Below are 25324 nucleotides of genomic sequence, written 5' to 3'. Positions count from 1 at the left end.
ACGCTCACAACTCAGTCGGTGAGGACAAGTCACATAGACCTGGTTTCCACAGTACATCGGCTCACCATCGACATCATAGCCAATGAACCAGCGGAGCGCGGGTAATCCTTGGGCGGCTGCATCCAACTCAACCACCCTTCGACGATCCGGCTCACGTCGTCTGCGTCGCGAACAACACGATGGAGCAATATCGGGTCCTGTCGGGCATAACGTCTAATGGTCCTGGAATCTGCGTGCCCTGCATACTCGGCCAAATCATCAAGGCTGACACCCTTGTTGCGTAACAGGGTCAAACACGAGCTCCTGCCACGATGCCCTGTGATACGCCCTTTGGCATCTTCAGTGTCTACTCCGGCTTTAGCACATAAAATAGGGATGAGCGATTGATTCAGAAATGACCTCCCTACTCGTGCGTTTTTGTAACAGAAGAGGTAGTCTACTTTCTCACGATCCTTCACATCGAGGACTTGTTTCTGGTGGCAAGGGCATTCCTGTTTCCAGGCGTTGATGGCATCAGCTACATAGCCGGGAACCCAGATCCAGTATGGACCTCGATTTTTCCCTGCAGGGATATGGAGATAATGAATTTTGGGAATCTCTGCTGCCTGCTGCTCTTGTGATGCGGGTTTGCCTGAAAGAGAGGAAGGTAATCGTGGGACAGGCTGATCGTCATCATCTCGCATGTCTGGGTCCCAGTCGCTCCGAAGACAATCGAGACGAAGACGAATAATCTCATTGGTACGACATGCTGAAGCAGCCCATATCAGCCCTAAAGCTCGATAGAAACTGAGGGGATACGCTGCTCGCTGAGGGAGATCACTTTGGGTGAGGGTCGCTGCTGCCATGGCCAGTTTTGCCCACACCTGTAAATCAATATCTCGTGGATTGACCGCATCGAGCGCTCGTCTGATCGGGTCGGGGGGAACCAGAACCTCCTTCGGGGTAAAGTCGAGCCTGATTTTGCCTGCTGGCACTCCGCTGACGGTATATGATCGCCGACTCAGATCGGTGAAGTAACGCCGCAACGCCGTCAGATACTGATAAATCGCCTGTGGTCCCAATGGTTTGTTCAGGAGCCCCTGGCTTGCAAGCTTGTGCCGCGCGCTATCACTTGCGTATTGCCCATTTGTCCACGAACAGATATCAGCTCTGAAACGAAGCGCCAGGTCTTCAGTCCATTGCGCTGGTATGTGGATGTGGGGAGCATGTTCAGAAAGCCATCGGCCCGTGACCAGAATATGGAAAAGAAACGCTTTTTTTGTGCCCAGGCTCAGATCAACGGTCTGGTCAAACCAGGCCATGGCCCACTCATACCAATCTTGTGCCATCCCGCTCGAATTAAAGCGATGGGACGAGATTGGTATTTCTCTCTGAGAGAGGATATTGAGATCCTGGAGTACGCTGTGAACTCTCCCAATGACCATTCGCTTATGATCGCTCTCCAGGGCGATAGAGTCGAGTAATTCTTCAGAAATATCCTCTAGATAGGGAGTACGCTTGAGCAGAAAGAGCATACTGAGAACGTACCGCACATCCTGAAAAGTCGTTTTGCTGTCGATGTAGCCCTTCCCTGCAAGCATGCCGATGATTCTGTGGCATTGGGCTGTCAAAAGTTTGTGCCCGAAGCAGACTTTCGCCGTTGTTGAAGCCTCCTGGCTAATCCCTGCTAATCGGAGGTCAGCCACGCCTCCAAGGAGATAGGCCGTGTCTATCACGGTGGTGCGAATTTGGCCGGCGCGTTGTCCATACTTTGCGCAAAACAAGGCTGAAGTTGGGCAGAGAAGGTCAATCCATTCCTTTTGCTCCCAATCCCAAAACATCTTTCCCATGCGATGCATTTGACGACGCATAAAGAGCAGGGCAAGGAGGCGATCATCTGGGAGCTTTGCATGGCGTCGGAGATAAAACACATCAATAATCGGCTGATCGAAGCGCGCCAGAACCTTTTTTGTTGTCGTCGCTGTTGCGCTTTGCCAGTGGAAGTTGGGAATTGCTGACTGGGCCAGCGCCCATCGTTCGTCCTCGGTAAGCGCACTTCTGTCATAGTTGTCTGGGACAACAGGCATTGTCCAATCTCTGGTAGCGTGTTGGGCAGGAAGAGCATTACTCATCATGAGGTATCTCCTGGCTTCTCACCTGTTCAATCAGTGCTTTGATAGGTGCATCAAACGGTTCTACCTTTTCTCGGATACGTTTACTGAGTTCGCTAGGAGCTAAATGAATATACAGGCGCTTTGATTCTGTGCTCCTGTGGCCGGCAAAGAGGGCAATATCATCCAAACTCACCCCTGCTCTTTTGAGGAGAGTGCAGCGTTGATGACGTAAGGTGTGGGGGGTGAGTGCTGGTAAGCCCACTTTCTCACGAACCCGTTCGACGATTTCGTCAAAAGCCCCTACAGCGAGAGGGCGGCTAGGATTTCGCGTGGACTCAGACAAAAAAATCAGGCCAGCGTCGTCGCCGTCGTAAGCGGCGATGAGCGCCCGACGATTTCCTTCAAGGTAGTCACGGACCAGGTGCAGAACACAGGCTGAGACTGGGACATAGCGCATCCGCCCGCCTTTGGTGATCTCTGGTCTGATGGTGACCAGGCCGCGTGCCCAATCAATGTCATCCACCTGCAAGGACATGAGTTCCTCTCGCCGTAGTGCGGCATCGTAGGCAAGTAAAATCATGGCTTTGGTGCGGGCATCCTCCTGCAAAAGAACATGCTGGACAAAACGCTCCCACACCTCATCTGATGGCACCCAGGGGAGCCGCTTCCTCGGGGTTGCTGGCCCCCGCTCCGGGCGGCGACCATCACGGCCATCATTGCCTCGTGCTATCGGATTGACTGGATCAGAACGCCGCCGTTTCTGCAACAGATAATCGTAGAAACGGCGGCAGGCCACGACGCGCAAGGCAATGGTATTATCCGAAAGTTTGCGTCCAGTAAGATAACGAATCTTGGTTTCATCGTCGATCATCCCTCCTCGTCCTCGTTTCTTTGGCCCGCGCTGTTTGAGGCTGGTGATGTAGTTGTCTAAATCAGCTTCATCAGCTTCCAGGAAACGTTCAGGGTTAGTGGTGGTAAAATACGCGAGGAGATCTTCGATAGCGCGCGCGTAGGCATCAACGGTTTTCGGGCGTTTGCCCTTGAGGACTAAGCGCTCGACAAAGGCACGAGTAACGGCATGGTTGGCCACGCGTGGGTAATATTCCCAGCGTACTACTTGCTCATCCATATTCTGCTCCTAGATGGTGCTGGCTGTCAGCTCCTCTGGTTAAGGAACTGTTCCGAGGGCATCCGAAAAAATTGGAATCTTATCTCGGCGATCATCCAAGCTAACATCTAATGTGTTCAACACGGAAAATGGATAGTAAATCCCGCCAGTAGCCGCGTACGCCAGTAGCACACGGCTTATACCTCCCACTCCGCCAGCCAGCTTTGCGCCTGATGGTCGCGTGCGCGGATGCGGATCTTGTGAGAATAGATCTGGATGGAGAAGGTTGCCTGCACATCGGGGGTATCTCTAAGGAACTCCAATTCCTGGTGTTCCTGGTTGTACTTCGGTCCTGTAAAGCCCGTATACCAGGGCGACATGACGTTTAAATGCGTGATTGCATGAGCGCCCAGGCTCTCTGTAAAGACAAGCCGTGGCGAACCCCAGCCCGAATGGGTGTGACCAGTGATATAGAGGGCCGCCTTGTGATGACGGGCCAGAATTGTACGCACCTCCTCTGAATTGCTCACGAAGAAATTGGGAGCCAGCGAATCATCATCGAGATTCCGTTCTGGATCACGATCCAGGACGGTATTGTACAGCGGGCAGTGGGCAAAAATGATAGCCGTGCGATTGGCATGCTCGATCAACGTCGTATCTAGGAATGCCAATGCCTCCGGTGAAAGCAGTATCAGCGGCATTCCATCCACTGTCCACTGCTCCTGTGGCTGCTCAAGCATAATACAGGCCACGTCACCGACCGTCCAGGCATAGCAGAGCGGCCTCCCCCAGGCTGCGCTATACTCCTCTGCCGTATGCCACGCCCCGCCTTGTTCCGTCGGAAAATACTCATGATTACCTATGCCTGGATAAAACGGCACCGGGTCCAGGTTGGAAAGGATTTCCCGCTTTGCCAGCGCGTAGTTAGCAGGGGCGCCATTCTCAATCAAATCCCCGGGCGAGACGCAAAAGGCTGGATAGCCCTCTTCACGCCAGATGCTCTGAAGGTCATGAAACATTTGCTCCATACGAGGGAGATGCAGCTTCTTCCATGGTTCGTTTTCGTAATAGTGCATGTCGCCAATCACCCAAAACGAAAGCAGTGGCGTAGCAGACCTTGCTTGCGATATACTCTCCATCAAACGTTTCTTTCCTCTCGTTAACATTCACAGAACATGTTTTCTATCGTTACTAATAATAAAAAGATACACGCTTTTAATAGGTATCGTTTGGAGTAATAACATTTGCACGCGGACCTGGTGGGTGTACTCTGATCAGGAGAATACTCTTCCCCCGACAAGATTGGGGGGAAGACGGGGCAGTTGTGTGCGCCCAGCGAGGTCTAAAGTCCCCTGCCATCACTGGATGGCGCCACTGAAGGAATGTGGCTAAAGCAGCATCTTACCTCAAACCGAAAGGAATGAGTGGACAGTAGCATGATGCGAAAAGGCCGATGAAGCTTGAGTACTACAAGCCAAAGGTCGGCCAGCTAGGTCGTATATGGTCAAGACCGGATTGTTTAAACTCAAGTCAGGGCGATGCCACCCCCATCGGTAGGCCGAAACAGTACCGATGCCTACCCTTCGATGCCGCGAAACTGGACAACTGTTCTCGCGGACCTTCCGTCGAAGCCAGCCTCTAAGGAAGAGGAACTGACGAAATGACCTTTGCTCCCCATTTTCCTGGCCCGACAGGGAGGAGAGTGGGTTCCGAACGAGGATAGTTGTCTTCAAGGCGTGAATATCTCTGTTTCATATGTGCCTTCAACGAAAAACGGCTGTCTCCTCGTGGATGCAGGTGCATGCCATCCAACTGCCGTCGTGTCAGACCAGTCAGGAGGAGGCGACCCTGTGTACACGCGGTCTAGCAGAGAACAGCAGGGAAGGGAAGCAAAAATGTGCAGAAATAGGAGAGAAAGGCCTTTCAAAAAGGCAGAAGCGCCCCCTGCATGGAACAATGGATGGTAATTTAGACCAATTCAGGCTCTTTCTACTCCTTATTCCATTGTCTAGTAAAGCGGATACCAGACACATGTAAATAAGCTCAAATCCGCAACATTTTTAAGGTGAACGTGAAATAATCAGCGCGAATTGTAGGAATTCGCCACCCTAGATCTGGAGAAACCGCTTCTCATCAGGTATTGAAACCGATCTTTGAAAGTATAGCGAATTCTTGACAATCATTGAGTAGCATAGTATGATTTGAGCATGAAACTCAGTGATTACGCGAAACAACAAGGGGTCCGCTATGAGACAGCCTGGCGTTGGTTCCGGGACGGGAAAATCCAGGGGCGGCGCGTAGGGGCTCACACGATTCTCATCGACGAGCCAATCAGGGTGTCAGTCCCCTCATCGAAGCCTCAAACCGTGGTCTACACGCGGGTGTCTTCCGCAGAAAACAAGACCAACCTGGACAGTCAAGCTGAGCGGTTGGTTGCCTACTGCGCTGCCCGTGGCTATCAAGTGGGCAAAGTTGTCAAGGAAATTAGCTCTGGCGTCAATGACAATCGGCCGAAGTTTCTGGCTCTCTTGGCCGATCCAAGTGTGGGCCGTATCGTCATTGAACACAAGGACCGGGGTACCCGCTTCGGGTTCCGTTACATCGAGACCCTGCTTCAAACCTATGGGCGTGAGATCGAGGTCGTCAATCAGGCCGACAATGGCACAGAAGACCTGCTCTCAGACCTCACCAGCATCGTGTACTCGTTCTGCGCCCGGCTCTATGGGCAACGGCGTGCCAAACGCAAAACAGAGCGTCTTGTGCAGGAATTGGAGGCCGACCGTGCACCTGGTTGAAAAGCACATCATTCTTCGGAGTGATCCACGCTATGCCACGCTTGACGCGGCCTGTTTTGCTTCCAAAAATCTCTACAATACGGCGCTGTATGAGATCCGTCAGGCCTTCATCTTTGAGGGAAAACACCTCAACTACAATGAAATGGATCGGCGGATGCAGTCGCATGAAGCGTACAAAGCACTGCCTGCGAAAGTGGCCCAACAGGTATTGCTGCTGCTCGAACGCAACTGGAAATCCTTCTTTGAAGCGCTCGATGCCTACAAGCGCGATCCCTCAAAATTTCGCCGACGCCCCCAATTCCCCAAATACAAGCACAAAACGACAGGCCGCAACGTACTCATCTACACGATGCAGGCCGTAAGCCGCAGCAAACGGACCCTTGGACGACACCTCATTCAGCCTTCGGGACTGGGCATCCAGATCAAAACCCAACAAGATCCCAAGGCGATCACTCAGGTCCGTGTGGTTCCCAAACACGGTTTTGTCGTCGTTGAGATCATTTATGAACAGGAGCCGAGCCGCTCCGCCGTCGATCCCGCGCTCATCGCTGGCATCGATCCTGGTCTGGAAAATCTGATCGCACTAACTTCAAATAAACCGGGTTTTGTCCCGGTCGTCGTTAACGGGCGCGGTCTGAAAAGTACGAATCAGTTCTACAACAAGCGGCGAGCAGAACTCCAACAAGCTCTTGGTCGTCCTGGAAACACGCGGCGCATGGAGCGCTTGACTCTCTGGCGCAATCGGCGGATTGAGCATGATCTGCACACCATCTCGCGTTTTGTGATTGATGTGCTGGTGGCTGAGGGGATCGGAACGCTCGTGATTGGTCGCAACGTGGGCTGGAAACAGGAGATCAACCTGGGGAAACGGACAAATCAGAACTTTGTTCAGGTGCCTCATACCCAGTTCATCCAGATGCTCACCTACAAAGCTGAGCAAAAAGGCATCCAGGTGATCCTCACCGAAGAAAGCTACACCAGCAAGGCCAGTTTCCTGGATCGCGATCCTTTGCCGATCTACCAGCAAAGCCAGGAGCATGCGCCTGTTTTCAGCGGCAAACGGATCACACGGAGGCTCTATCGGGCATCCAATGGCCAACTCATTCACGCCGATTGCAACGGGTCCTATAACATCATCAGAAAAGCAGCTCCTGATGCCTTCGGGTCGGAGGGAGTAGAGGATGGGGAGCGCAGGGTTCATCTGCCGGTAGTCCATCCCGTGAGGCTGTCATTCCCTCACAAACCCGCTCGCGAGAAAATCCTGGCCTCTGTCAGGATTCGCTAGTCACGACGGAACTATACTTCTTCTAGAAAGCGTGAATAACGCTAGCGTATAGCGAAACACATTGCCTTTTTGAGGAAGAGAACAGTTCATGAGCAAGTAGCGTTCATCGGAAGAGAAGCAAAGACGAAAAAGCCTTCTTGAGTGGACTGCACCCATTTTCCCGGACAGTGATCGAAGTCAACTTCGCGAAAATATCGTACACTGAGAAAGACGCGAAGGAGAAGAAACGATGCACAAGCGACAACACAGCCGAGAATTTAAACTGGATGTCGTCCGTCAGGTGAGTACCGGCCAGAAGCGACCAGCCCAAGTCTGCCGCGAATATGGACTGGCTGCAAGTGTTCTCTCGCGGTGGCGCAAGGAGTATCAGGAGCGCGGAGAGTTGGCCTTTTTGTCCACCGAGTCAGGACCGGCCACTGAAGCCTCACGGGTAGCCGAATTAGAGCGTTTTTGTGGACAATTGGCGTTGGAGAATCAGGTGTTAAAAAAAGCCTTGCAGAGCAGAGGGTTGGGGAGCGTCACGCCATGATCCAACAGGCTCATCAAGACCACCCGGAACTCTCGGTGCTACGGCTGTGTGAATGGTTCTCCGTGAGTCGCAGTTGGTACTATGAAGCCAAGCTCGAACAGGGAGATGAGAGAGAAACGGAGCTGCGCGATCACATTGAGCGAATCATTTTGGAGTTTCCCGGCTATGGCTATCGTCGCGTCACTTGTGCTCTGGCACGAGCAGGTTGGAAGGTCAATCATAAACGCGTCTTGCGGATCATGCGGGAAGAATCCTTGTTGTGTCATCTGAAAAAACGATTTGTGGTTGCGACGACCGACTCGCGGCATAGGTTCCCGGTCTATCCCAATGTGTTAGCCGATCGGGTACTGACGGCACCCGATCAGGCGTGGGTGGCTGATCTCACGTACATCCGCCTGCGGGGAGCTTTTGTGTACCTGGCTTGTATCCTGGATGCGTTCTCACGCCGGTGCGTGGGGTGGTTCCTCTCACGGGAGATGACGACTCAGTTGACCCTGGCCGCCTTGAACCAGGCCATTGCCGAACGCCACCCAGCTCCCGGCTTGATCCATCACAGCGATCGTGGCGTCCAATATGCGAGTCACGACTATGTGGAGCAGTTACAGGCGATTGGCGCGCACATCAGTATGTCGGCCGTGGGGAATCCGTACGACAATGCCAAAGCCGAAAGTTTCTTTAAGACGTTAAAAATGGAGGAAGTGTATCTCAAAGAGTACGAGTCATTTGCCGATGCAGAAGCCAATTTACAGGAATTCATCGAGCAGGTGTACAATACCAAGCGCTTGCATTCTAGCTTGGGGTATCTTCCGCCTGCTGAGTTTGAGGAAGCCTATGCCTCTGTGGCCAGAAGTTGACTTCCTCGTGTGTCCGGCAAAAGGGGTTCACTCCAGAGGTCTCCTTTCGCCTGTTCCTTGACGCTACCTGACGTTCCCATCTTTTCCTGACACTTCACCTTCATCATTGCATTGAGATGCTCTGTTTCAGCATTGCGTCCCCCTTCTTCTCTCCGATACACACTCTACGTTTTTTGAAGGTATTTCACTAAGGAGAGAATGATCGTGCCTACTCTGATTCATCGCTTATCTGTCCTGCGCTCACTTCAGAATCGGTCCTTCGCTCTGCTCTGGTTGGGGCAGACCTGCTCTTCACTTGGAGATGGCGCTTTCACCATTGCTTTAGCATGGGAAGTGTTGCTCTTAACAGGTTCCGCCACAGCTATGGGGCTGGTGGTCATGGCGGAAATGCTGCCTCGACTCATTTTCTTGCTTCTGGGTGGAGTCGCTGCCGACCGACTCCCACGCCTGCGTATCCTGCTTTTCTCCGATGTTGGACGCGGGGCAATTGTTCTGCTTATCACCTTGCTTGGTTGGCTCCATGTGCTCCAATTTTGGCACTTGATCGCGCTCTCGCTCCTCTTTGGTGTCGCAGCAGGCTTCTTTCACCCTGCCTATCGCTCTCTGACTCCACAAGTAGTGGAGCACGATCACCTTGCCTCTGCTAATGCACTCACGGCGTTTAGTCGGGATATCAGTACCTTGCTGGGACCAGCTCTTGGCGCTGGCATTGTCGCGTTGGTTGGTCCAATGGGAGCATTCGCCTTTGATGGTCTTTCATTTGTGTTCTCGGCTGGTTGTCTCTTCGCTATGCGCCCGCTGGTTGTCTCTTCGCAGAGAGAGGCAGCAAAGGATTCCCTGGAGAAAACAAGCGCGACCCCTCCGCTAAAAGGTATTCTCGATGACCTGCACGAGGGATGGCGCTTCGTCGTTCACTCCCCCTGGTTTTTCATTGGGCTTCCTCTCGCGACGTTAGGCAACATCTTTTTCTCAGGTCCTCTTGAGGTGGCGCTTCCTAAGCTCGTTCAGACGGCATACCATGCCGATATCTGGCTCTTTGGAGTCTTGGGCATGGCCTTGGCGCTCGGTTCCATTCTGGCTTCGCTTCTTCTGGGGCAGCTACGGCACATCCCCAAACGGGGGACAATGATGTATGGTGCAGTCGCACTGGCGAGTTGTGCTGAACTTCTCCTGGGTCTCTCCATTCCCCAAGCCTATGCGCCATGGCTTGCTATCTTTGCAAATACGACGGTCGGCTTTGGACTGGGAACGTTCGGTATCATTTGGGTCACACTCATGCAAGAGCTTGTGCCGAAGGAATTGCTTGGACGTGTTTCAAGCATTGATCAGCTTGGGGCCTGGAGCCTTCTCCCTTTGGGGTATGCCCTCACTGGCGTAGCAACTGATCGCTTTGGCCCCAGCATCGTCTTCCTTGTCGCTGGTTCAGGAAACATCTTGCTTGCGCTCATTGCCTTGATCATACCCGCCAACCGTCGTATGGAGTAGGGGAGAGTGAAAGATCCCTTTGAGTGAGATCGTTTGCTTCGCCAGGTGCAGCAACTCCTCACGGAAGCGCCAGGTACCGTTGAGCCTTGCTTGTACGCTTGATGTCTGCTACAACGTTCTCGGTATTCTGTGAATGTCGAGGACGTCTCTCTTGGAATGATTGCTCCACAAGCCTCACGTTATTTACAACAATTTTTGCTGATACCTCAGATGAGAAGCGGCTTCGCTAGATGCTCCTTGGTAAATTCCTACAATTCGCGCCGATTATTTCACGTTTACCTCAAAATTGTTGCGGATTTCGCCTTATTTACCCACGAGACGCTCATGTAGGGTTACACCACCCAGGAGAAAAAAGAGTAGAATAGAGATGGAGGCTTCGATCTAGAAATCGCGCGCAAATTGTGCCTATGAGCCAGACCACGAGACTGATCCGGGTGAGTGCAGGAACCACCCATTGTTGCGCTGGCGAGAAGACTGTTTTTGGCCAGCAGCACGCAGATACCGTCTTGTTTGTCAAGGGAGAGTGCCTCTAAAATGGGCAGCCAATCCGGAGACTGAAAGGTTGGGAAGAATTTCTCTCAAGCATTGGTACCCTCTCTTGCCCAAAAAAGGCACACCACGGCCTTGGTCAAAGAACACCTATTTTTTGGCTCATGAAGAGAAAATCGTTGAGCGTAGCGTATAAGGGCGTATTCGTCCCCGCAACCAACTTTTGCTAGACCGCTGCCGGAAACGCGAGGTGGGCATCATACTCGCTTGCATGTTTCCACACGCCGTAGATAATGTGGGCGAGTTTGCGCATGACTGCCACGAGTACAACCTTGTTTGGCTTGCCACGGGCTTTGAGTTGCTGCGCCCAGGTACGCATGTGGGGGTCCCACCGCATAGAGACCAAGGCACACATATATAGCAGTTGACGCAGGCCGCCTCGCCCATGGCGATCCATTTGTGCCCGTCCTCGTAAGGCCGCCACTTCTCCCATCCAGGAAGGAGTCGAGGGCGAGGGTTCTGGAGTAATCTGGATGGTTACCGAAGAACGCGTCATAATACGAGAGTATTCTCCTTGTGTCAATATGGGCAATCTGTAAGATATATGTATGGTTGGTTTGCTCCCAAGGCGCGCCAGAAGACTCGCGCGTACCGTGAACATCTTTCCTTATGAGAAAAAGAGATCCCTGCGAAGGAAACCTGGCAGGGATCTCTCGGCTTCCCATGCTCTCTTGCCGAATCTGCGTGTTCCCTTGAGGAACTCCAATCGCCACAGGTTCGAGAGGCAGTGCAAGAAGAAGCATGAGATCGCCTCCTCTCGGTACGGAGACCGACAGAAGTCGGCCACTGCGCGCTCGTTTGCTATTGTACCTGCAACAGCAATTTGCCAACATGGGAGCGTGCTTCGATGCGTCGATGTGCCTCTGCTGCTTGCTCCAGGGGGAGTGTCTCGGAAATGGCAAGTTTGAGAGCACCCTCTGCCATGAGTTGAAGGGTTTGCCCGGCCATTGTGGCGAGCAGATGCGGTGTGGTCTGACTCAGCGTGGTGATGCTGTAGCCAACCACCGCCTTGTTCGAGCGCCACAGTTCGTTGGGGGAAATCGGCTTTTCGGGATTTCCGCTGGCATCCCCAAAGACCACGAGACGACCAAGGGGAGCAAGCACGCTCAGACTCTGACTGCGTGTCGGCTCTCCGCGTGCATCGAGCACGATGTCGATTCCCTTGCCATCCGTCGCTTCCATCACGGCCTGCTCGAACCCATTGACCTGGAAGATCTGGTCGTATCCAAATGAGCGCGCGGAGGCGGCATGCTTTTCGTTACCGACAGTGCCCAGCACGAGCTGCGCTCCCAAGGCACGCGCAATTTGCCCTGCTGCCATGCCCACCCCACCTGAAGCCGAATGAATCAGTACGCTCTCTCCCTTACGCATCCTGGCCACTTGAGTAAGCATCCCATAGGCCGTGAGGGCTACGGTCGGGAAGACAGCGGCCTGTTGCAAATCGATCTTGCTTGCGAACGTATCCAAAGGGAAGGTGAGGGCGGCTTGTGCTAGCACAAACTCCGCGTAGCCACCGCCGACGGTGAGAGCTGAAACGTCCTGCCCCACATGAAATCCTTCCACCCCTTCTCCCAATGCTCGAATCGTCCCGGCAACCTCATAGCCAGGAATAAAGGGCAAGACTGGGCGATGACGTCCCTGGCGAGACCACAGATCGGTATTGTTCACCCCTGCATAGGCCACCTGGATCAAGATCTGTCCCGATCCTGGCTCTTGAATGGGCATATCGCGAGTTTCAAGCACCTCTGGCCCGCCGAAGCGAGGTACCACTACTGCTTTCATAAATGTCTCTCTCCTTTTCTTCCTCTTTCTTTGCCAGGCTCTTCAGCGAATTGCTGTTCAGAGCTAACGGGTCAGCACCTTCAAGGCAACTTGATCGCGTCCCTTGCCCTGGAGAAGTGCAAGAGTCACCCAGAGCCGTAAGACATCGTCTACCACTTCGACCTGATCCACATCACCCAGTCGCACCGGGCCCAGACCGACCTCGGTAATGAGCTGCTCAACTACAGTCTGTGTCTCACCTTCAGGACCGCAGTAGAACAAATCAGCCTGCACACCCTGATAGAATGGATCGGCAAACGGCTCCCACCCGTAGGAGTTGAAGGCCCGGTAGACCTGAGCATGAGGAGCATGAGCTTGAAGGGTGCTCAGACTGGTCAGCGGCTCATGATCAGCCCATTTTTTGGTGGACAACGTTTTTTGAATGTGTGGGAGTTTATTAGCTGCTTCAATGACAATTTTATGATCCAACAGGTGAGCATGGGTGATAATAAGTTCCTCGACCACCTCCCCTGGCACTGCAAGCACGGCAATATCACTCATTGCCAGAGCATCTGCTGGGGAGCCGATCAGCACATGCTCTCCTAAATGCGCTCGCAAGCTTTGTGCTCGCTCCGATGACGGATCTTTGACGCCAAAGGCAACGGTGTGTCCAGCTCTGGCCCATTTGTGGCCCAGAGTACTCCCCACAGGTCCTGCACCCAGGATAGCAATACGTCGTTCCGGCATAGTTCTCTTTTCTTTCTTCTCGCTCTTCTCCATCGCCTCAGACGCAGAAGAGTACCACTCTTTTCTCAAAGCTCTCCCCATTGGAGAGAGCTGTTACCCTCCAATGGTACAAAAAAGACTTTCTTCTTGTAAGGAGGAACAAAAAAGTGCTATAGTTACCCTATGGTAACCAAAACACAGAGAGTGGAACCCATTCCAACGGATTGCCGAACACGGCGTGGGCTTGAGTTAATCGCCGACCAATGGACATTGCTGGTCGTTGTGGCGCTGCAACAGGGCACAAAACGGTTTAGTCAGATACATGCTCAAATTGAGGGTATCTCGAAGAAGATGTTGACACAGACGTTACGTGCATTGGAACGCGATGGCCTGGTCAAACGCGTGGTTTACCCTGTCGTGCCCCCTATGGTAGAGTATTCTCTCACCACACTTGGCCAGACGCTCATCGAACCAATCTGGGCGCTACGGGATTGGTCGGAGAAATATATCGAAGAGGTTGAGCGGATACGTGCTGAGTATGATCAGACAGGGAAGAATTCACTCCAGGAGGAAATTCTAGCACTGGTTCAAAAACGAGCAAATGGAGCAGATTCCTCGGCAAAACCAGAGAAAGAATAGCAGCGGAGAACTCATTTTTCGACGGCTTTTTTCTTAGCTTGTAGGTAAGCGATCTCTTCCTTTTGCATACCGTTTGGCTTGGTCGCGTCTTTCGACGTACACATCAAGCTCTTGCCAAACTCTGCCATTACAGACGCCGAAATGCTATCGCAAGCCATCTACAATTGTAGGACTAGCCAGAAGCCCACTCACCGAATTATTCGAAATTTCGCTCGACATCATGCCCAAATTTACACTTCCTTGTCTCGAAATAGATCTCTTGACATATTCTCTCGGAAGCGAGACACGGTTTCCGCTCATGTGCCCGCCTCTTATTGTTCAGTTATGGTTCTCGTTGCACAACCCGTGGGATTTACAGAAAACGAGCTAGAAAGCCCCGTGATTTATCCGGGGGATAAATGGCTCTTCCTTAGTTTGGGGTGGATTGGGTGGAGTTGGACAGTAGGACGGATCATACCACAACAGGAATGCATCCACGGCACGTCGTACTAATTCTGCGGCAGGGACCCCCTCTTTCTCCGCTTGCTCATGTAATTTTTGGTGTTGCTTTTCATTCAGGTAAATGTTTGTACGTCTCACTCTTTCACCTCTTGTATACATCAGAATATTGATGTATAGTCATAGCATAACACAGAGGGAAGGAGCAAGGGGCGCAATGCTGATCTACGAATATAAGATTGATGGCACCAAGGCACAATACGCCGCCATTGATGAAGCTATTCGCATTGTGCAGTTCATTCGCAATACGTGCCTCCGCTTGTGGATGGATGACCACGCGACCAGGAATGACTTGCAAATGTATTGCGCCGTCCTTGCCAAAGAACACCCCTTCGTCTTTTCGCTCAATTCTCAGGCTCGACAAGCCAGTGCGGATCGGGCGTGATCTGCCATTGTACGCTTCTACGACAACTGCAAACAGAAGAAGCCAGGCAAGAAAGGCTATCCCCGTTTTCAGCACGATAACCGTTCTGTGGAGTATAAACAGACGGGCTGGAAACTGGACCCTGATGGCAGGCACATCACCTTCACCGATGGGTGTGGTATTGGCAGAGTGCGTTTGATCGGGAGTCGTGATCTTGCGACCCGCCCCATACCCGCTATCACTCGTATTCGTCTCATCCGACGTGTCGATGGGTATTATGCTCAGTTTTGTATCCAGGCACAGCGAAGGGTGGAACATGTTCCCACTGGCAAACAGGTCGGAATTGACGTTGGCTTAAAAGCCTTCTCTACCGATTCTGAAGGGAACACCGTCGAGAATCCCTGCCACTATCGTAAGGCAGAAAAGCGTCTCAAACGCTTGCAACGTCGCCTCTCACACAAACAAAAGAAGAGTAAAAACCGCAAAAAAGCCCGCCAAGCCGTGGCGTATGCGCATTTGAAAGTCCAAAGGCAGCGCGAAGATTTTGCCAGAAAGCAGGCAAACGCGCTCGTCACATCTCACGATTTGATTGCCTTTGAAGAGTTGCAGATTCGCAACATGGTACGCAACAGGCACCTTGCCAAGAGCATCCATGATGCTGGATGGGGGCAATTTCTGCTTTGGGTTAAGTATTATGCAGCAATGCATACAATCCCTGTCATAGTAGTATCCCCACACTATACGAGTCAAGAGTGTAGTACGTGTGGAACGCTTGTGAAGAAAACACTGAGTGTGCGCACGCATGTGTGTACGGCGTGTGGTGTGGTCTTAGACAGGGATCATAACGCAGCGCTCAACATTTTGCAGAAGGCTCTCAGTACCGTAGGGCATACGGGGTGCGCCGCTTCGGCGCTTGTGGAATCGCTACTCAGTAGCCGGGGTTAAGAGCAGATACCTCCGAATACATTGCCTTACTTGGAGGGGAAACCCGAAGAGGACAAGAGCATGGCAGAAGAAAGTGGGAAAGCCAGAAGGAAGGTATGGCAGTTTGACCCGCGAGTCTTGGATGCATGGTGAAGCTAAGTTTGCTGAACCCAAGTCCGTGTGGAGAAGCCCTCTCCCATCGTAGCCTTCATGACACGATGACTCTGAAATAGCGTCCAGTTCCCATAGGGACGCAAAAGCTCTTTTCAGGGGGCGACCCGAAATGATCGGGGTAAAGGACGAACGGGCACCTACCCATCCTCAACGTTTCACAAGCGTAAATGCGGGATCGCCTACAGGCGCGAGCCTACGGCGACGGAACCCCCATAGTACCCAAATGATCGGGGTAAGTGGTAATGCGTATGAGAGGTGGGAAGCAAATACCCGAAAAATGCTCTAACGTTCCCAATGTCTACGTAGCAGAGATAATCATCTTCACGAGGAGTGCTGAACAATCCGATTCTGTGGACCCTCCCTGCGGAGTGGGGAATAGTGCCCTGTCCGGTGACGTTGATGCAGTTCAGGGTCATACATGGTTGGAGGAGGAGGTTCAGTGCCAGGCGAAAGCTTGTTGAGGAGTTCGTAATCCTTCTTGAGGAGCGCAAAGATCAGTGTAATTAAGCGGCCAATGATATGGCCCAAAGCCTTCCCTTTTCCTTTGTAGGCTTGCATTCTCTCATCATAGAAACAGAGTCGAGGGACCAAACGTTTGTAGAGCTTTGCCCATTCGGTGTCCATCTGGATCGCTTTCCAGGCCACAAGGAACATCACTTTCTTCATTTCACGTGAGCCCGCCTTTGTGAGGCGCGTGCGATCAAAAGACACACCTGTTTGCGTTCTGATTGGTGCCCAGCCAAAATAGGATTTGAGATGAGCTGCGTCCTCAAAATTGCCAATAGAGCCGATAGTCGCGATGATCGACGCCGCAAAGAGCGGGCCAATGGGAGGGATGGAGGTCAGAATCTGGCCCTCACGACTTTTCTCAACGATTTGGCCAATTTTCTCTTCAAGTTGCTCCAGATGGTTTTGAAGGAGTCGAAGTTCCTGAATCAACAAGGTTTGTTCGACAATCAGGCTGTCTTGCCGGGCCGGGTTTTTCGTCCCAATACTTTGCCCGGCGAGCTGCTGGATCTGCATGAACTGGGCTTCGGAGGGATGATTTCTCCTTCGCACTGTTCGAAGTTCTATCGAAGTCGCGGCAGCAATAGCAGCAGGTGTAGGGAAATGCTCACGCAGATCTAAGGCAAGAGCAGCATTCGGGTCTTTGAAGACTTGGGTAAATTCGGGAAAGAGTTCATCGCAAATGGCTGTCAGCTTGTTTTTCCGCTGAGTGGCTTCGTTCACCAGTTCATAGCGGTGGCGCATCAATCCTTTGAGTTGGGCTGCGGCCTCAGAGGGAGGAAGCGCCCGACGAATTGCCTGAAGCGTGTTGGCAACCTGTGCACCGAGTTCAAGTTGGGTGTAGAGCTGATTTGCTAACCCTAACGCATCGCGTTTATCGGTTTTGACCATGCCCTCCTGGCGGCGTTGAATATGGATGACAAAAACCGGAAGATCCAGCTCTAACAAATACTGGAGGAGCGATCGATGATAATGGCCCGTTTGTTCCATGAGAATGAAACACTGCTCAAGAGGACAATAGGCTTGGATACGCTCTACAAAAGCCCGGAAACCTTCTCGTGATTGCTCAAAGATGAATGCAGGACAATGATCAAAATGTTTATGACGTTCTAAAAGTGTTTTCGAGAGGAAGCCAGCAACATGTTTGAATTTGCCGATATCAACACCAATGTAAAGAGCCTCATTCGGGAGAGTGGGCAAACCCTGGAATTCTGTGCGCCTCTGCTTGCTGCTGGTCATTGTCACACCTCCTGGTGGATGGAGAGGCTAGGGCTCGTGGGCGTGGCCTGCCCAGTTACATACGAAAAGTTGTACTGGCCTTCAAATGCGTATGAAGGATTTCGCGCACGCCCCCCAATTACCAGTGAAAGGTCATGCCTCAAAATGCCCTGAAGGTTCTCCGAGTCCTCTTCTGAGGGGAGCTACTCCTCAGTGCCTCTCCACTCACAAGAGTACCTGGAATCTGTGAAACAATCAACAAACGGGTAGTGATACCTCACCATCAGATGTCGTATGTAAATGCCCTACCAAGTGAGCAGATCTGGCCCTCAAACGTGGAACATTGCCCTCAATCTTGAGCACTGGGACAAACGAATCTGGGCAAACCGCTCCACATCTAGAATCGCATCAGAAAAAGTTGTAAATAACCCACACGCTCCGGGCAGTTACCGCGTCCTTGTCGCCTGGATATGATCCGATCATCGACCAGACATCTGGGTTGGCTGATACGCGAGGACGGGCGAGGACTACACCTCTTTGATACGTCAGAACTGCCATTCGACGGTCTGTCCTCTGTCACGGCCATCCGGCACCGGGTACCGATACCTGGCTGACCAACACCTGACCGGTCCGAGCTGCGACCGCCTCGTTCACCTGCTCGATGCCGCGCCACTGGGCCGCCAGCAGGAACAGCGTCGTGCGGTCCGGTCCACCGAGCATGGCGGCGAAGATCGCGCGGTCGTACTCGATCCGCTGTAGCACCTCGCCGCCCTCGCGGACCCGCACAACAGCGCCTTCTGGTGCATCGTCACGACCGGTGTGTGTACGGGTGTCCGCTGTCTGGACCCAGATGGCACCTTCGGCGTCCATGCAGATGCCGTCTGGGCCAAGGCCCTCGGCCCACACCCGCCGGTTGGACAGGCTGCCATCGGCTTCGATATCGAACGCGATGAGCCGCCCGGTGAAGGACTCGGAGATGATCAGCGCCTTGTTGTCCGGCGTCACCACCATGCCGTTGGGGAACGCCAGGTCGCCCACGACTTTGCGGGCCGAGCCGTCCGGGGTGACCAGCGCGATGATGCCGGATGTGGGCTGCTCGCCGGCGAGAAAACCGAAGTTGATGCTGTTGAGGTAGATGTTACCTCTACCGTCCACGACGATCTCGTTCCAACCGAAGCTAGAGATACTGCTGAGGTCGGTGTGCCGAACCATCGACCCGTTCGGCTCCCTGCGCAGCAGCTCCTTGCCCGTGACCAGCAGGCGGCCATCGGGCAGCCAGTCGATGGCCCAGCCCAGGCCAGCAGGTCCGTGGCCGGTGACTTCACTGTTGCCGAAAGGATCTACTGCGACGATCTCGCCCGTCCCCCAGTGGGCGAACCACAGTCGGCCCTCGTGCCAGCGAGGCGATTCGACATAGGCGAGTCCGTCCAGCAGGACGTTGGGTTCAGGCATGGATGGTGCGTTTTTTCCCCGATCTGCGTTGCTGTTCTCAAAGGTTGACATACGTTCCCTTCCTTTCATGCGCTTTCCGTGTCTAAGAACGTTCTTGGCCTGTTCGCGGCCTGTCATCATTCCCTGCCGACCACATCCCAGTTCTTTTCCCCTGTGGCCAACCAACGCAGGCCGAGGTGAAGGGCAAGCGTTGGTCTCCAACAGGAAAAACGGACTGGGACGTGGTTGGAAGATAAAGGATGAATGGCAAGAACCGATTCTGCCGTTTTCGTCTCGCTGCCACAGCTTTAAGCCGGTTCCAGCGGAGCGCCGCCGAATGCGATCTCGTTTCCGTCAGGATCGCGGTACGTGATCTTGCGCGTGCCGTTGGAGTAGGTTTCCCGCTCCGCAGGGTCGAGTCCCCGATCGGCTATCTGCGCCACGAGCGCATCGAGGTCATCGACGAAGCTCAAGTGCACGGCGTAGCCAGCGTGCTCCGGCCGCAGCACAATGTACATGTACCGATGCGGAGCGAGCTCCCACACGGCCTCTCTGTCGTTTGGATAGAATGCGGGCGCCTCACCCAGCAGCCGTTGGTACCACGAGAGCGCCACCGCGTAGTCGGTGACTGGAATTCCCGCGAACAGGTCGAGATTCGTCGTAGGAATCATGCTTCTTGCTCCTTTCTCTTCACAAACGGGTCATATCAGGCATCATGGTATGGCACCCTCCATCCCGAGACAACATCCTCCCCTTGGACACCTCGCCATATGATGCTTGAAAGAGGTGCGCACTCGAGTTGGGGAATGCGAAGGCGAACCAACTGGTAGACCACTCGCGCCTCCGCGCGCCTCAGAGGTCCACTTCACCCTTCGCTCGCGCGACCCAGTCGAGCGCCTCGTCCGGGATGCCGTGCTGTCCGAGAAAAAGGCTCAGTTGGGCCGCATGTTCCTGCACGTGACGCATGGTGTACAAGAGCAGCTCTAAATAGCTCACCTGCTTTCCCCTGGCCCAGGGGAAAGCGACCTGTTGGTGCGCTTTCTCGTCTGACAACTCAGCAATCGTTGTCTGGCACTTCTTGCGCAGATGCACCAGATAGGCGTGTAGCTCCTCCTTGGTGTAGGGCTGTTCGGGAAGGGCACCTGCCGGATCAAGCTCATCCAGGGTGAAGGGCGCAGGAGGAGCGAATCCTTCAAGTGAGCCTGTGAGATACAAGTCGAGCCAGAAGAGGGTGTGATGGGTGATCGACCAGAATGTCGGGTATTCTGGGGCTCTCGGGTCACTCCAGAGGAGTCCATTCCAATGCATGCTGGGACAGGCAAGCAAAGCGTTTTCGAGCGTGTCGATCGTCGCGCCGAACTGCTGCCACAGAGCGGTGCGCAACGTTGTCTCCATCAGTTGTTCCGCCATAACGTGTGTTCCTTTCTGCTTTTTTTCTCACAATGTAGCACAGAAAGCGGTGAAAAAATATCCTAATATCGAACGTTCTGCACTCGGTCGTGTCGTGCGTCAGTTTTCTCAAAAGAAGTGTACACCTTCCTAGCGCCGGAAGATCAAGTCGGTGATCAGGCGTGAAGTTTTTTGCCCAATTCGAGTGCGGACCCCTTTCAAGCATCTTATGGCGAGGTGTCCCCCTTGTTCTGGCAAAAGGCGTCATCTGCCTGTTTAAACAAACACCCTCTCTCTTTGAAATGGGTACTGTCTCACATCCGGGGTCCACTCCATGGACACTCCATTGAAAACAGTCTAACAGAGAAGAAAGGACAAAACTTCTCGGATCTTGCGCACCGGAGACGCGTGACGCGCGAGATGGACACCTTCCTTGACCTGATCAGACACTTGCCTTTCTTTCGAGCGAATGCGAACCTCTCTTCCTCTCCCTCTCATTTACAAGACATCGATGGAAGAAGCCTGATGCGGAGCGGTTTTCCAGAAAACGTATGTACCAGTGCTCAAGATTGAGGGCAATGTTCCACGTTCGAGGGCCAGATCTGCTCACTTGGTAGAGCATTTACCAACAGCGGAACGACTGGAAACTCATTGCGATCCAGGGAACACAGCAGAGTCAGCGCGGCGGCGTGTTAATGGCGATCGAGGGCAACCGCTGGATGGTGGTTCTTGCGGGAACGAAGAAAGATTATCCCTCAACTAGGGAGGACGAATTCCTCGCATTCGCGCGTAGTCTTCCTGACGCAACGCTTTACGAGACAATAAAGGAGGCCACTCCCATCTCGCCAATTTACGGGTATCGACGCACCGCCAATCGCATTCGACATTTTGAGCAATTAAAGCGGTACCCGGAACAATTTCTCGTTCTCGGCGATGCGGCCTGTTGCTTTAATCCAATCTACGGACAAGGCAGGACCGTTGCGGCCTTAGAAGCGCTCATGCTCGATGTCTGCTTAGGCAAATATAGGAGACAGCAAGGGTTCGCTCATCGTTTTCAGAGAAAAGTGGCCCATGCCATTGCCACGCCATGGCAATTAGCGACAGCCGCAGCCCTCCCGGAGACCAAAGAGAACCTGACTGGAAGGGTATCGCGCTGGTATCTAGAGCGCTTGATCTCACTTCTGCCGACAGACCAGGCCATATGGTTGATCTTCCTGGAGGTGATCCATATGCTTCGCTCTCCGCTCGCCCTCATGCATCCAAGGATAGTGGCAAGCGTCTTGACCGCTCAAAAGCATATTTCGTCACCGGAGAATGCGACGTAATGGTGCCGGAGCGTGTGATGCGTGTCCAAGGGTCACGTTCCCAGCTTCAGTACTTTTTTGCACCTATCTTCGAGTCACCCCTTGAGGAGCAAGGAATGCATGATGGAGACGTGACGCAGCCGTCGCTCAAGCCAGGGGGTCACACCAGCCCAAAGAGGCGGTAGATGAGGATCATCACGCTAATGGCCAGGATGGTTCCAGCCAGAGCCTGGAACCATGTATGCGCGTGCAGCCGCCAGCGTGCCCAGCCAACAAGCACTACCAGCGATGACAGGAATAAGCAGAGCGGTCCCCAGAGCAGGCAGCAGACCGTCACCGCGCCTGCTATCCCGACCAGATGCAGGCTAATTTTCCAGTACTGGGTGATGACCGCAGCAACGGCGACGGCGGCCAGTGTAGCCGTCACCGTTGCGAGAAGGGGTGACGATGCATGCACGAACAGCGGCAAGACGAAAGCAAGCATCATACACGCCAGGCCAAAGAGGAGTGGAGCCCGGCGTTGCTCGCGTTTGTTGACATGGTGATCGCTATAGCATCCTCGACGTACTCCCTGCCAGATAAAGAGGAGCGGAACGAGAGAAATACCGAGCACAGCAATACTCCACCAGAGCAGCGCGTGGAGGACATCCGGTGCCGTTGCGAGAGCGACAAGAAGAAAGGTGGGCAAGGCAACAATCTGAACGTCCTTGAACAACCATTCTCGCTCAATGCACATCACCAAGCAGGGTACTATAACATGTAAATGCTCATATACAGACTATATGCGTCAAAAAAATCGTCCTATAAAACGTACTGACTAAGTATCTTATTAAAATGAACGATGTTAAAATTTCCTTTGATTTCAAATTTCACTTTGCCAAGGGCACTAAAATACAATTCTATTTCGCAATCTCGATCCAGGACACCAGCAGTTTCAATTGAAAATGCCTGCACCTTACTATAAGGTAAAGAGGTATAAGCTGTCTTTTTTCCCGTTATCCCCTGCACATTAATAGCAATGATTCGTTTATCAGTAAAAACAACTGAATCACGAACTGTCCTGAACGCAGCAACAATACTCTCATTATCCACTATCATGGGTGAAAGAAGGGGCATAATTTGCTCTGGATTAATCGGAGCCAACTTTACAAATCCCTGCTGAAAATCGATCATGTCTCCTCCAAAATTTTTAGTTTCCCGTCTTCACATATTCTATCTCAAAAAAACGTCATGTTCTAGAGGACCGGTCGAGAAATGGAGGAGGCTCAGGATACCCATTAAAATAATCGCTTCTGAGCTCTAAGCAGAGATTAGTAGACGCAGCACATGCAAGGCTCTTTAGGGATCAGCGCATCCAAACCGGAAAACGGTATGCTCCTAGTTGGATGCGCTGGGTTCAATTCCATCTCTTTCAAACGACGAAAGTGAAGTAATCCATCTCCTATTCCTGTTCTGTTTCTTTCCCATTCTCCTGTCTGTTTTTAATGTCTCGGAGGATGCTCAGAAACAAGACAGGTTGGTCAACCATGGTCATATGTCCAGCATTCGGGATGATGTAGATCTTTTTTTCTGGAGCCTCGATTCTCTGAACATAGTCTTGGGTAAGAGCAACGGGCGTCTGCCAATCATGTTCGCCGACAATGTAATAGAGAGGAACTTTGTATTCTGCCGGATCTGCATTTACATCAAATCTTCCTAAAAAGTTCATCAGTTCTTTATTTGCTTTATTCCCTTTTATCAATGCAGAGAGGTCGGAGAATTGAAAAAGAGGACTGGTCAACAGTGTTTTCAACGGGGAGACATTCGACTTCATAGTCAGATGATATTTCCCTTGCAGTTTGCGGAGTTGGAGCGATTTCTTCAGCCATTGCGTATCGAATTGCTCTCCGGGATAGTCACCGAGAGCCTCAAGCTTTTTCAGAGCGCTCTGATCGTTTGCCTGGACAATGACCTCCTTCACTTTTGCATAGCTGAGGCGCTCGCTTGCCAGTTTATTCACCACTTGTCCTACACCAATATAATACGCGACCTCTTCTGGATGGCCTTTGATAAAAAGGCTCCCTAAAACACTTCCCCAGGAATGACCAAGGAGAACAATCTTCTGTTTGTGATATCTGCTCTTGAGATAGTGAATAATTTCCAAGACATCCTGGAAGAGCATATCAAGAGTCGGATAGTTCTCCGGATTCTTCGTCAGCGTTTTTCCCGTCCCCCGTTGGTCCCAATGGATCACGGTAAACAACTCTTCCCATTTGTCTTGAAAAGCGTGTGCAAACAGGGACGCTGCACTTCCAGGTCCACCGTGCAAAAACAGCAGGACTGGATTTTCATCGGTTGTCCCAGAATGAAACAGATACTGATGAATTCCGTTGATCAGGACGTATTCCTCAACACCCATAGCTTTTTTCGACTTCTTTTTCAGCATGATCATCCCCTATTGAACACCATCTTTGCTCGTTTCACAGCTCGCGATTACGTCGGAGCGCATCACGCCGTTTATCCCACTCTTGATGGAGGGCGGGTATTTGCTCGGCCAAGAATTCGGCCAATGCAGCGGCTTCTTCTAACAGAGAGATGCGCGGATCTGGCCCTTCGTCCTTCAAAGCATTCAGACCTTCTCGGAACAAAGCGGCCTGCTCTTGGTAAACGGTCACGTCAAATCCTTTCCCCTCAATACCAGTTGGATTGAGACTGATTGAATCGCTTCGTTGGCCAGCAGCGCGAGTTCGGTTGACAAGGTGGTAATTCTCCAGCGTTTGGACCGCACCCGCAATGGCACTGCGGCTCGCCATGAGCGCATCAGCAAGCTCGTTCATTGACTGCTTCTCGGGAACACAGACGAAGAGATAGCCGAGCAGCCGACCGACCATGGGAGGAAAACCGTACCGCAGGGTGTAAAAATGTCTGATGTGGTCTGCATACTGCAACTGCTCATCCTTATTCATACGAACGAAATACCTTTCCTCAATTTTTCTCTTTTCTTGGAGATACTTTTCTTCACCTCAAGCAGGTAGAGCCCACTTCTAGACGGAGCGTTCCAGTTCTCTGATCTGGAATAATCTCCCTCCTGCATATGATAACATAAATAACATAAATATTTGTTATTTATGGTCGTTATCAAGGAAACGGTAAGGAGCAAGGAAATGCAGCCAACAATATGGAAGCCTCCAATCGAATTGAGCAAGCAAGAGGAACAGGTCGTGGGCCGCATACGGCAAGCGAAGATGGTTATCAACAGATTTCGTGCTCATCTCTTCCTCCTCATACAAACAGGGTACGAGCAGTGCGCTAACAAATCAAAGAGACAGATCGGGTAGCGGATTGATGGCGGATAAGTGGCGGAATTAATGGCGGTTATGGCGGATAAGTGGCGGATAAACTATCTCCCAATAGTTCCCTCTATTGGTTCACGCGTATGATCGTACTCACTGGTAACCACCTGGATGCCTCATCGGAAACTCAGGGAAAACATACCTCACCTCAGCAATTTTGACGGCAAATTGACGGCAAAGCCGCCGGACGCCAGCGGATTACGATGTCCGCCGATGAACGACGATTCCTCTCACGCCGCACGGGAAGCGCTCTGACGGACAGCGGCGAAAAAGGACGGGGAGGCGCCGGCGGATCTCTCCATCAGCAGCTCTTTTATGAGGATGATGCTCTCATGCTGCTTCTAGACGCTCCTAAGGGC

Annotated in this window: 21 protein-coding genes and 2 pseudogenes; 7 read left to right on the top strand and 16 right to left on the bottom strand. The window is 52.5% G+C overall.

Annotation, left to right across the window (positions count from 1 at the left end):
• Positions 1 to 29: 29 nt before the first annotated feature.
• From JMJ04_RS30225 to JMJ04_RS30215, 3 genes are all read right to left on the bottom strand, one after another.
• Positions 30 to 2114 carry a tyrosine-type recombinase/integrase gene (locus tag JMJ04_RS30225; RefSeq protein WP_201374077.1) on the bottom strand — a complete coding sequence of 695 codons (2085 nt, stop codon included), beginning with the start codon at positions 2112 to 2114 and terminating at the stop codon, positions 30 to 32.
• Entirely contained in the window at positions 2104 to 3222 is a 1119-nt protein-coding gene (locus tag JMJ04_RS30220) for a tyrosine-type recombinase/integrase (protein ID WP_201374076.1), read from the bottom strand. The genes JMJ04_RS30225 and JMJ04_RS30220 overlap by 11 nt, the downstream gene beginning before the upstream one ends.
• A 176-nt stretch (positions 3223 to 3398) precedes the next feature.
• On the bottom strand, positions 3399 to 4340 hold the full coding sequence (locus tag JMJ04_RS30215) for a metallophosphoesterase family protein (RefSeq protein ID WP_268887388.1): 942 nt from the start codon (positions 4338 to 4340) through the stop codon (positions 3399 to 3401).
• Between the two features lie 1068 nt (positions 4341 to 5408).
• Between JMJ04_RS30215 and JMJ04_RS30210 the strand changes: the two genes are divergently transcribed.
• From JMJ04_RS30210 to JMJ04_RS30195, 4 genes and pseudogenes are all read left to right on the top strand, one after another.
• Positions 5409 to 5996, top strand: a complete 588-nt coding sequence (locus JMJ04_RS30210; RefSeq protein WP_201373111.1) for an IS607 family transposase — start codon at positions 5409 to 5411, stop codon at positions 5994 to 5996.
• Entirely contained in the window at positions 5983 to 7281 is a 1299-nt protein-coding gene (locus tag JMJ04_RS30205; protein ID WP_201373110.1) for an RNA-guided endonuclease InsQ/TnpB family protein, read from the top strand. Before JMJ04_RS30210 ends, JMJ04_RS30205 begins: the two co-directional genes overlap by 14 nt.
• 229 nt (positions 7282 to 7510) lie before the next feature.
• Positions 7511 to 8664 (top strand): annotated as a pseudogene (locus tag JMJ04_RS30200) (IS3 family transposase).
• Positions 8665 to 8868: 204 nt separating this feature from the next.
• On the top strand, positions 8869 to 10149 hold the full coding sequence (locus JMJ04_RS30195) for an MFS transporter (protein ID WP_201374074.1): 1281 nt from the start codon (positions 8869 to 8871) through the stop codon (positions 10147 to 10149).
• Positions 10150 to 10864: 715 nt separating this feature from the next.
• Here JMJ04_RS30195 and JMJ04_RS30190 read toward each other — a convergent pair.
• The 3 genes from JMJ04_RS30190 to JMJ04_RS30180 all read right to left on the bottom strand — a co-directional run bounded on the left by JMJ04_RS30190 (position 10865) and on the right by JMJ04_RS30180 (position 13206).
• The gene (locus tag JMJ04_RS30190; protein ID WP_201374073.1) at positions 10865 to 11194 is read right to left on the bottom strand and encodes a transposase; all 330 of its coding nucleotides are present in this window, start codon (positions 11192 to 11194) and stop codon (positions 10865 to 10867) included.
• Between the two features lie 305 nt (positions 11195 to 11499).
• Positions 11500 to 12480: a quinone oxidoreductase family protein gene (locus JMJ04_RS30185; RefSeq protein WP_201374072.1), complete on the bottom strand. Its 981-nt coding sequence runs from the start codon at positions 12478 to 12480 to the stop codon at positions 11500 to 11502.
• A gap of 63 nt (positions 12481 to 12543) precedes the next feature.
• Complete coding sequence (locus JMJ04_RS30180) at positions 12544 to 13206, bottom strand: NADPH-dependent F420 reductase (protein ID WP_201374071.1); 663 nt, start codon at positions 13204 to 13206, stop codon at positions 12544 to 12546.
• 162 nt (positions 13207 to 13368) lie between these two features.
• On the opposite strand from JMJ04_RS30180, the gene JMJ04_RS30175 reads away from it, so the two are divergent.
• Complete coding sequence (locus JMJ04_RS30175; protein WP_201374070.1) at positions 13369 to 13824, top strand: winged helix-turn-helix transcriptional regulator; 456 nt, start codon at positions 13369 to 13371, stop codon at positions 13822 to 13824.
• Positions 13825 to 14190: 366 nt separating this feature from the next.
• Here JMJ04_RS30175 and JMJ04_RS30170 read toward each other — a convergent pair whose 3' ends face one another.
• Positions 14191 to 14424, bottom strand: a complete 234-nt coding sequence (locus JMJ04_RS30170; RefSeq protein WP_201374069.1) for a ribbon-helix-helix domain-containing protein — start codon at positions 14422 to 14424, stop codon at positions 14191 to 14193.
• 55 nt (positions 14425 to 14479) lie between these two features.
• Between JMJ04_RS30170 and JMJ04_RS30165 the strand changes: the two are divergent.
• A pseudogene (locus JMJ04_RS30165) lies at positions 14480 to 15631 on the top strand (RNA-guided endonuclease InsQ/TnpB family protein).
• Positions 15632 to 16105: 474 nt separating this feature from the next.
• Here JMJ04_RS30165 and JMJ04_RS30160 read toward each other — a convergent pair.
• The 4 genes from JMJ04_RS30160 to JMJ04_RS30145 form a co-directional block, all read right to left on the bottom strand.
• Entirely contained in the window at positions 16106 to 17530 is a 1425-nt protein-coding gene (locus JMJ04_RS30160; protein ID WP_201371734.1) for an IS110 family RNA-guided transposase, read from the bottom strand.
• 555 nt (positions 17531 to 18085) lie between these two features.
• On the bottom strand, positions 18086 to 18961 hold the full coding sequence (locus JMJ04_RS30155; protein WP_201374517.1) for an SMP-30/gluconolactonase/LRE family protein: 876 nt from the start codon (positions 18959 to 18961) through the stop codon (positions 18086 to 18088).
• A gap of 287 nt (positions 18962 to 19248) precedes the next feature.
• A complete protein-coding gene (locus tag JMJ04_RS30150; RefSeq protein WP_201374068.1) occupies positions 19249 to 19611 on the bottom strand; it encodes a VOC family protein in 363 nt (120 codons plus the stop codon).
• Positions 19612 to 19792: 181 nt separating this feature from the next.
• A complete protein-coding gene (locus tag JMJ04_RS30145) occupies positions 19793 to 20350 on the bottom strand; it encodes a DinB family protein (protein ID WP_201374067.1) in 558 nt (185 codons plus the stop codon).
• A 674-nt stretch (positions 20351 to 21024) separates the two neighbouring features.
• Between JMJ04_RS30145 and JMJ04_RS30140 the strand changes: the two genes are divergently transcribed.
• Positions 21025 to 21654 carry a hypothetical protein gene (locus tag JMJ04_RS30140; protein ID WP_201374066.1) on the top strand — a complete coding sequence of 210 codons (630 nt, stop codon included), beginning with the start codon at positions 21025 to 21027 and terminating at the stop codon, positions 21652 to 21654.
• A 139-nt stretch (positions 21655 to 21793) separates the two neighbouring features.
• Here the strand turns inward: JMJ04_RS30140 and JMJ04_RS30135 are convergent, their stop codons facing one another.
• From JMJ04_RS30135 to JMJ04_RS30115, 5 genes are all read right to left on the bottom strand, one after another.
• Complete coding sequence (locus JMJ04_RS30135) at positions 21794 to 22348, bottom strand: hypothetical protein (RefSeq protein ID WP_201374065.1); 555 nt, start codon at positions 22346 to 22348, stop codon at positions 21794 to 21796.
• An 86-nt stretch (positions 22349 to 22434) separates the two neighbouring features.
• Entirely contained in the window at positions 22435 to 22806 is a 372-nt protein-coding gene (locus tag JMJ04_RS30130) for a PH domain-containing protein (RefSeq protein WP_201374064.1), read from the bottom strand.
• 268 nt (positions 22807 to 23074) lie between these two features.
• On the bottom strand, positions 23075 to 24058 hold the full coding sequence (locus JMJ04_RS30125; protein WP_201374063.1) for an alpha/beta fold hydrolase: 984 nt from the start codon (positions 24056 to 24058) through the stop codon (positions 23075 to 23077).
• Between the two features lie 34 nt (positions 24059 to 24092).
• Complete coding sequence (locus JMJ04_RS30120) at positions 24093 to 24578, bottom strand: hypothetical protein (protein WP_201374062.1); 486 nt, start codon at positions 24576 to 24578, stop codon at positions 24093 to 24095.
• A 156-nt stretch (positions 24579 to 24734) separates the two neighbouring features.
• Positions 24735 to 24884, bottom strand: coding sequence for a hypothetical protein (locus JMJ04_RS30115; protein ID WP_201374061.1), 150 nt, complete (start codon positions 24882 to 24884; stop codon positions 24735 to 24737).
• Between the last annotated feature and the right edge of the window lie 440 nt (positions 24885 to 25324).

This window comes from Ktedonobacter robiniae (assembly GCF_016587375.1).
GTDB classification, from domain to species: Bacteria; Chloroflexota; Ktedonobacteria; order Ktedonobacterales; family Ktedonobacteraceae; genus Ktedonobacter; species Ktedonobacter robiniae.
Note: the sequence above shows the minus strand (reverse complement) of the source record. Positions and strands in the feature narration are given on the sequence as shown.

Bases quoted from the DNA above. Each gene is read 5' to 3' on its own strand.
- JMJ04_RS30175 (WP_201374070.1), top strand. From the start codon at position 13,369: ATGGTAACCAAAACACAGAGAGTGGAACCCATTCCAACGGATTGCCGA.
- JMJ04_RS30170 (WP_201374069.1), bottom strand. From the start codon at position 14,424: ATGTATACAAGAGGTGAAAGAGTGAGACGTACAAACATTTACCTGAAT.
- JMJ04_RS30130 (WP_201374064.1), bottom strand. From the start codon at position 22,806: ATGATCGATTTTCAGCAGGGATTTGTAAAGTTGGCTCCGATTAATCCA.
- JMJ04_RS30150 (WP_201374068.1), bottom strand. From the start codon at position 19,611: ATGATTCCTACGACGAATCTCGACCTGTTCGCGGGAATTCCAGTCACC.
- JMJ04_RS30190 (WP_201374073.1), bottom strand. From the start codon at position 11,194: ATGACGCGTTCTTCGGTAACCATCCAGATTACTCCAGAACCCTCGCCC.
- JMJ04_RS30160 (WP_201371734.1), bottom strand. From the start codon at position 17,530: ATGACCAGCAGCAAGCAGAGGCGCACAGAATTCCAGGGTTTGCCCACT.
- JMJ04_RS30185 (WP_201374072.1), bottom strand. From the start codon at position 12,480: ATGAAAGCAGTAGTGGTACCTCGCTTCGGCGGGCCAGAGGTGCTTGAA.
- JMJ04_RS30215 (WP_268887388.1), bottom strand. From the start codon at position 4,340: ATGGAGAGTATATCGCAAGCAAGGTCTGCTACGCCACTGCTTTCGTTT.
- JMJ04_RS30220 (WP_201374076.1), bottom strand. From the start codon at position 3,222: ATGGATGAGCAAGTAGTACGCTGGGAATATTACCCACGCGTGGCCAAC.
- JMJ04_RS30145 (WP_201374067.1), bottom strand. From the start codon at position 20,350: ATGGCGGAACAACTGATGGAGACAACGTTGCGCACCGCTCTGTGGCAG.
- JMJ04_RS30125 (WP_201374063.1), bottom strand. From the start codon at position 24,058: ATGCTGAAAAAGAAGTCGAAAAAAGCTATGGGTGTTGAGGAATACGTC.
- JMJ04_RS30120 (WP_201374062.1), bottom strand. From the start codon at position 24,578: ATGAATAAGGATGAGCAGTTGCAGTATGCAGACCACATCAGACATTTT.
- JMJ04_RS30115 (WP_201374061.1), bottom strand. From the start codon at position 24,884: ATGAGCACGAAATCTGTTGATAACCATCTTCGCTTGCCGTATGCGGCC.
- JMJ04_RS30210 (WP_201373111.1), top strand. From the start codon at position 5,409: ATGAAACTCAGTGATTACGCGAAACAACAAGGGGTCCGCTATGAGACA.
- JMJ04_RS30225 (WP_201374077.1), bottom strand. From the start codon at position 2,114: ATGATGAGTAATGCTCTTCCTGCCCAACACGCTACCAGAGATTGGACA.
- JMJ04_RS30180 (WP_201374071.1), bottom strand. From the start codon at position 13,206: ATGCCGGAACGACGTATTGCTATCCTGGGTGCAGGACCTGTGGGGAGT.
- JMJ04_RS30155 (WP_201374517.1), bottom strand. From the start codon at position 18,961: ATGCCTGAACCCAACGTCCTGCTGGACGGACTCGCCTATGTCGAATCG.
- JMJ04_RS30140 (WP_201374066.1), top strand. From the start codon at position 21,025: ATGGCGATCGAGGGCAACCGCTGGATGGTGGTTCTTGCGGGAACGAAG.